This is a genomic window from Nocardia barduliensis (genome assembly GCF_013315795.1).
GTDB classification, from domain to species: Bacteria; Actinomycetota; Actinomycetes; order Mycobacteriales; family Mycobacteriaceae; genus Nocardia; species Nocardia barduliensis.
The window spans coordinates 1-5900 of record NZ_JABLTE010000206.1; the positions used below are offsets into that span (position 1 = coordinate 1).

At 69.5% G+C, this 5900-nt stretch carries 5 protein-coding genes; 2 read left to right on the forward strand and 3 right to left on the reverse strand.

The genetic code is table 11. The features are described from left to right. The 3 genes from HOV91_RS40980 to HOV91_RS38250 form a co-directional block, all read right to left on the reverse strand. Nucleotides 1–2365, reverse strand: a 2365-nt coding sequence (locus tag HOV91_RS40980) for a type IV secretory system conjugative DNA transfer family protein (protein WP_174190067.1), incomplete at its 3' end; no start/stop codon positions are given. Beyond that, nucleotides 2362–3375 carry a TRM11 family SAM-dependent methyltransferase gene (locus tag HOV91_RS38245; protein WP_174190068.1) on the reverse strand — a complete coding sequence of 338 codons (1014 nt, stop codon included), beginning with the start codon at nt 3373–3375 and terminating at the stop codon, nt 2362–2364. The genes HOV91_RS38245 and HOV91_RS40980, both read right to left, overlap by 4 nt. 49 nt (nt 3376–3424) lie before the next feature. Then, a complete protein-coding gene (locus HOV91_RS38250) occupies nt 3425–4069 on the reverse strand; it encodes a hypothetical protein (RefSeq protein WP_174190069.1) in 645 nt (214 codons plus the stop codon). A 481-nt stretch (nt 4070–4550) separates the two neighbouring features. Between HOV91_RS38250 and HOV91_RS38255 the strand changes: the two genes are divergently transcribed. Further along, nucleotides 4551–5462, forward strand: coding sequence for a hypothetical protein (locus HOV91_RS38255; protein ID WP_174190070.1), 912 nt, complete (start codon nt 4551–4553; stop codon nt 5460–5462). Next, nucleotides 5459–5854, forward strand: a complete 396-nt coding sequence (locus HOV91_RS38260; protein ID WP_246351577.1) for a pilin — start codon at nt 5459–5461, stop codon at nt 5852–5854. Before HOV91_RS38255 ends, HOV91_RS38260 begins: the two co-directional genes overlap by 4 nt. Nucleotides 5855–5900: the final 46 nt, after the last annotated feature.

The following is a 5900-nucleotide window of genomic DNA, read 5'->3' on the forward strand; positions in this document are numbered from 1 at the left end:
GGGTGAAGGGGCGGGCGTTGCGGCCGTCGACCAGCAGGCGTGCGGCGGCGTGGAAGGCGTCCAGATGCGACAGGTCGTGCTCGGACAACCACGGGTCGGTGTGGCGGGCCAGGTCCCGGGCGTCATCGGGCGACACGGCGAAGATGACCTTGTTGCGCGCATTCGCCGAGATGCCGTCGCGCAGTTCGCGAGAGAGCTGGCCGAGATTCTGGTGCGCCAGTAACAGCGACAGACGCAGCCCTCGGGCCTCGGCGAGCATGTCCTCGATCGGTGTGCTCAGGTTGAGGAAGTTCTGTGCCTCGTCGAGCACGAGTGCGGCGTCGGGTCGATCGGCAGAGGGCACCCGGGCCCGCGCGGTTACCGCCTGCCAGGTCCGGGCCACCAGCAGCGACCCGACCAGGCGTGAGGTTTCTTCTCCGAGTGAGCCTTTGGGTAGCCGTGCCAGGCAGATGCCGCCGTTGTCGAGGATGTCAGCGAACTCGACTGTGCTGGGCCCGCCCGCGATGGCCGCGCGGACGAACGGGCGCAACAGGAAGGCCCTCAGCTTGTTCAGCAGGGGGCCGGTGAGTTGGGCGCGGCCGGTGTCGCTGAGCTGCTCGTAGCTGTCCCAGAATCCGCGTAGGACGGGGTCTTTGGCGGTTTGGGTGATCCGGGATCGGAAGGCGGGCTCGGTGAGCAGGCGGGGCAGGTCGGCCAGGGTCACCGTGCCCGGTTGCGCGCAGAGGGTGAGCAGGCTGGCGCGCATGATGTCGTCGGTGCGCGGCCCCCACCACTGGTGAAAGATCCGGTGGAAGACGGTAACGAGGTTGTCGACCGCGAGATCCATTCCGGTGCGCCCGATCCGGCCGATATCGAGGGGATTCACACATGGTGGCGGTGCAGGGGAGTCGGCGTCGAACAGCACGACCCGTTCACCCATGCGCGAGGGCAGCCGTGAGAGGACGTCGGTGACTAGGTCGCCCTTCGGGTCGATCACGATCACCCCGCGCCCCGCCTCGGCGTCATCGAGGATCGTGCGCGCCAACAGCGTGGATTTGCCGACACCGGTAGGTCCGAGGATGTGCAGGTGATGACGGGCGTCGCTGACTTTGACCGCGACCGGGCGGCGAGTGCCGGTGTCGGCCATCCCCAACGGCTTCGTGAACTCCCCACCGACGGGGATCTCCGGGGCCGGGGACAGCGCGCGAGCCCCGGCGCGCTGCAGGCCCGGTAGCCCAACGTCGGTGGGCAGATGCGCGATCGTGGCCAGCTCGTGCACCGACAACACATCCCCACGCCCGAGACGCCGCTCCCGGATCAACCGCTCGAGGCGGAAAAGCCGACGGCGACGCCGGTAGAAGTTGTGATCGGTGCAGGCTCCGAACACCGTGGCGAGAGCGTCGGCGCGCCCGCGTGCCACCGCCCGCGCCTGCGCTGTCGAGTCGGTGTCGTTCGAGACTGGAATCGAGGCCGCGTAGCGGACAACCGTCTCCCAGTGCGCTCCACGGGCTTTGGTTGCTGCGGCGCGGGCGGCGGCGCTGTATTCGAGGGAGGTCTGCCGGTCGGTGGCCCGCGCGCTTCCCACCCCGGTGGCGGTGCGGGAGGCGCGGGGGCTGCTCGAGCCGGGCGTGAGGAGGTCGAGGGCCTCGCGTAGCAGTCCCGCCGCGACACCGGTCCGGCTGCTGGTGTTCGCCGCGGAGCGGGTGGCGCGGGCGACGCGGCGGCCGGTGACCGGGCGGGCGAGGATCTGCACGCACACGGCGTGGCCGGGGGCGAGGTCGTCGGCGGCGGTGATCAGGTTGCGCACCAGATCACCGGAGTGATCGGTGCTCAGCGGGAGTCCCTCGCGGCGCCCGAGGCGTAGCTCGCCTCCGGCCACGACCCGCCGGATCCCTTTGACCGGGTTCGGCAGTGGGGGCCGGGCGGGTTCGGCAGTGTCGGTATGCGCGCCAGGCCACGCCGAGGCGACAGCCCGCTCGATCAACCCGGGTGGAATCGCGCCCGGCACCCACAGCCGGATCGCCGCCCCTTCCTCAGGGGTGACGGTGTACTCGAAACCCAGATGAGGCTGCCCCAGCAGCGTCCTCGCCCACGCTGGACGGAGCTGGCCGATCAGGTGTGCCCAGAAGGTGAGTGCGCCTTTGGCGTCGACCGAGGGCGGGGTGAGCACGGTGATCTGCCGGGCACGCGCACTCAGCCGGCCTCGCCGCCACCGGCCCGCGAGTCCTACCGCGGCGAGCACGGCGAGAACGGCCGCAACGATGATCAGCCCCTCGGTCGAGGTGGAAGTGTGCTGGAACGTCTCGGCGAGGTCGGCCACGGCCCGGCCGGGCGCGAGGAGCGCCCGGCCGAGCCACCCCTGCTCGGGGTCGTGTGCGGCGTTCACGCGGCCACCGATCCCGAGCCGGTGCTATCGGCGTTCGGCAGAGTCGCCGCGCTGCCGAACGGGAATCGCCCTGCCGCGCGGCGGCGTTCGGTCGCATTGGTGGCTTCGGGCTTGCGGAGGATGATGACGTCCTCGTGGGCGATGAGGTGCATCGGCAGCCCGGCCGCGCGCTGCTTGACGATGAAGTCGCGCTGGAAGAACGAGCTGCGGGCGATGAGCTGGCCCTCGGTGAGGCGGCCCAGCAATGCCACGCACCGCTCCACCGGCACCAGGCCGGCCAGGCCGCCGCAGGTGTAGAGGTGGGCGGGCAGCGGCACGAGTTCGGCGTGCTGGCGCCACGGCCGCGCGGTGATCACCACATACCCGCCCGGAGCGAGGTATTCGGCGGCCCCGGCCAGGATCTTCGTAAATCCGCTCAACAATCGCCCGAGGCCGACGTTGGCGAGGTTGCCTCGGTCGAGGATCTGGCCGTAGCGGTGGTTCTTCTTCAGCACCGGCTCTTTGCGGTTGGCGCGCACGTGCCCGTGCAAGCTGTCGCCGTAGGGCGGTGAAGTGATGACCAGCTTCGCCTGGCCGCGCAGCTCGGCCGGGATCAGATCGCCGAGCTTGCGGGCGTCGCCGTGGTAGACCTCCGCGGCGAGATCGATCCCGGCGTCGCGGGCGAGCTCGATGTTGGTGCGCGCCAGCTCCGCCCACCGGCCCTCGTACTCGACGCCGACCGCGCGGCGGCCCAGATGCAGGGACTCGACCAGGGTGGTGCCGATCCCGCACATCGGGTCCAGCACGAGGTCCCCGGGCCGGGTGTAGGTGGCGACCGCGTGCTGCACGATGGCGGGGAACATCTTCGCGGGATGGGCGGTGCTGTCGGGATGATACCGGCCCCGGCGTTGCGCGGTGGGCGCGGTCTGCGCCGTGGCCCACACCGACACCGGCGCGACGGCGGCGGCGGTCTGTGCGGGGGTGCCGGAGTCGATGTCGGTGGTGGTGGCGGCGGTCGGGTCGAGAGTCATCGGAGTGTCCTTCGCGTGAGAGTTCTGTTGGGGCGCAGAGCGTGTGGGCTCAGCCATGGGCGGGTTGGAGGAAGACGAAGACGTCGGTGTGCGCGACGGCGTGACGCGCGGTGCCCGAGGGCGTCGGCTCGGCGGGCGCGGTGATCTGGTGCCCGGAGATCGGGGCGGCGATGATGTGCTGGAGGTAGAGCAGATCGGCGGCCTGCGCGGCGGCCACGACCGAACCGGCCGGATCGAACAAGGTCCCGGAGTCGCTGTGTCGGCAGCGGGAGAAAACGACCAGCAACCCGCCCATCGCGAGGACTTCGGTCGCGAGCGCGGTGATGTGCTCGGCGGCGGCGATCGGGTCGAGGTGATCGGCGAGCAGGCTCGCGATCACCAGATCCACCGGCTCATCGCGCCAGGTTCGGTCGGTGGGGGCGTCGAGTCCGTGGCGGCCCAGATCGCCGATCGTGGCGAGTGCGGCGGCGGTGTCGGGCTCGATGATCCGCAGTGCGCCCCGCTCGGTGGGGGCGGGCCAGCCCAGCAGCATCACCCGCGCGCCTGGCGCGGAGAATTCGGTGATCGTGTGGACCAGAGCCCGGTCGGGCCAGCGGTCGCCAGGGTCGAGAGGTTCGCTTCCGAGCCCCCACAGCGTCGAGGGGATCGCCACGTCGGCGGTGCTGGAACGGGGTCGGCGGGAACTGGCAGGCATTGCGGCCTCCTGAGCGAGAGAGCGGTGTGTACTCGCTTACTTCCGCCAAAAAGCCGAAATCGGGACACGGCATCCGAAACTTTTTTCTGAGAATTCCGTAAGTGGCGATCGGTCGCTGGAATGCCTTCGGGAACGCATCGGTCGAGAATTTTTTCAAGATTTTTCGTGACGGTTTGCCGCGCCGGATTTGGGCCTATCCGCATCGCATCCGCACCGCACCCGGATCGCACCCAAACCGCACCCAAACCACACCCGTGCGCGGATACCTGCTGGTCGAGGCAGAGGTGAGAGATGTCCGCTGTACAGGTGCAGGCTGGTCCTCCGGCGGTAGCTCTTGGTTCGCCATCTGGACGCGGATGTGTTTTGGATGTGGTTTGGGTGTTTCGAGGGTGTGTTTTGGGGGTGTTTTGGGTGCGTTTCGGATATGAGTGCGAGGTGTCCTTGTGAAGTCGGCAGTTTCGATCGATCAAGGAGATTTGTGGTGACGAATTCACGCGCCGTGAAATATCGGGGGTCGGGCGGTATTGCAGGCTTGCCGCTGGCGGTGGTGTGGGCGGGCTTCGACCGGATCGCCGAGCAGACCCTGCCCGCCGGTCCGCGCCCGGCACCGACCTCGCAGGCCACTCCCGTCGCCCCGATGCAGACGTGGGGACAGCTGCGGGAGCGGCTGTGGGATCCGGCGACCCCGATGGCAGAGGTCGACGCGATCTGGGTGTGGCTGCTTCAACGAGTCCGCGCCACCGAAGAGGACGCGATGCTGGTGTGCGCCGGGCTGGCCGCGCCGATGCTGTCGCGGACCGCCAGTGAGTACGTGACTGTGAGCGGCACCGCCCGCCACGACGTGGAGTCCGAAATCCTGACTGCGTTCCTGAGCCACCTATCGCGCATCGGCCTGGACGAGCCGGGAGTCTGGCATCGGCTGCGGTGGGGTGCCTACCGTGCGGTCCTCAAAGCCGCAACCTTCGAGCGAACAGGCGTCATAGCGGTCGCAGACCCCGAAAGTGACCTAGCAGTGTTGGGGGTGCGGGTGCGTGCTCTCGGGGCAGGGCCGGGCCATCCCGAGATGGTCCTGGCCCAAGCAGTAGCGGCCGGGGTGATCTCGGCTGACGCCGCCGAACTCATCGCCGCGTCGCGGTGGGAGGGCCGGTCGCTGACCGCGCTGGCGGCCGAACAGGGTGTGTCGCTGTGGAAGCTGCGCAAGGCCCGGCCCCGTGCCGAGCGTGCGCTGCTGGCGTGGCTGTCAGATCGTGCCCGAGACATCGACCACGAGCGCACAAGCACGGTCGAAGCCGAGGCGGTCACCGTCCTCGCGCCGCGGCGAGGTCGCCGGCCGAACCCACCCACAGCGGTCCCGGCGCAGTCGAGCATCGAGCACGGGCAGGTCGCGGCATGAACACCAACCAGGGACATCTCAACCAGGCGACGCCACGGTCGGCTCGGCGCGGGCGGCGTTGGCTGCGGGTGCTCGCGGTCGCGGCCACGAGCGCGGGTTTGCTGCTGATCGCCGGATCTGCTTCGGCGGCACCACCGCACGCCGATGTGCTGGCCATCGCCTCGTCGTTGGGGGAGGTGATCGACAACGCCCGCAACTGGTTGGTGGGCATCCTGGCCGGGCTGGCGACATTGTTCTTGACCGTTGCCGGAGCCCGCTATCTGCTCGGCGGCGGTGACCCCAGCGAGATCGAGAAGGCCAAAACCGCCTTTCGCGCCGCGTGCCTGGGATACGCGCTGGCGATGCTGGCACCGGTCGTTGTCGCCGTGCTCGAGTCCATCATCGGAGCCTGACCGTGATCACGTCGGCCCAGGTACCCTAGGCTGTCTCTTATACACA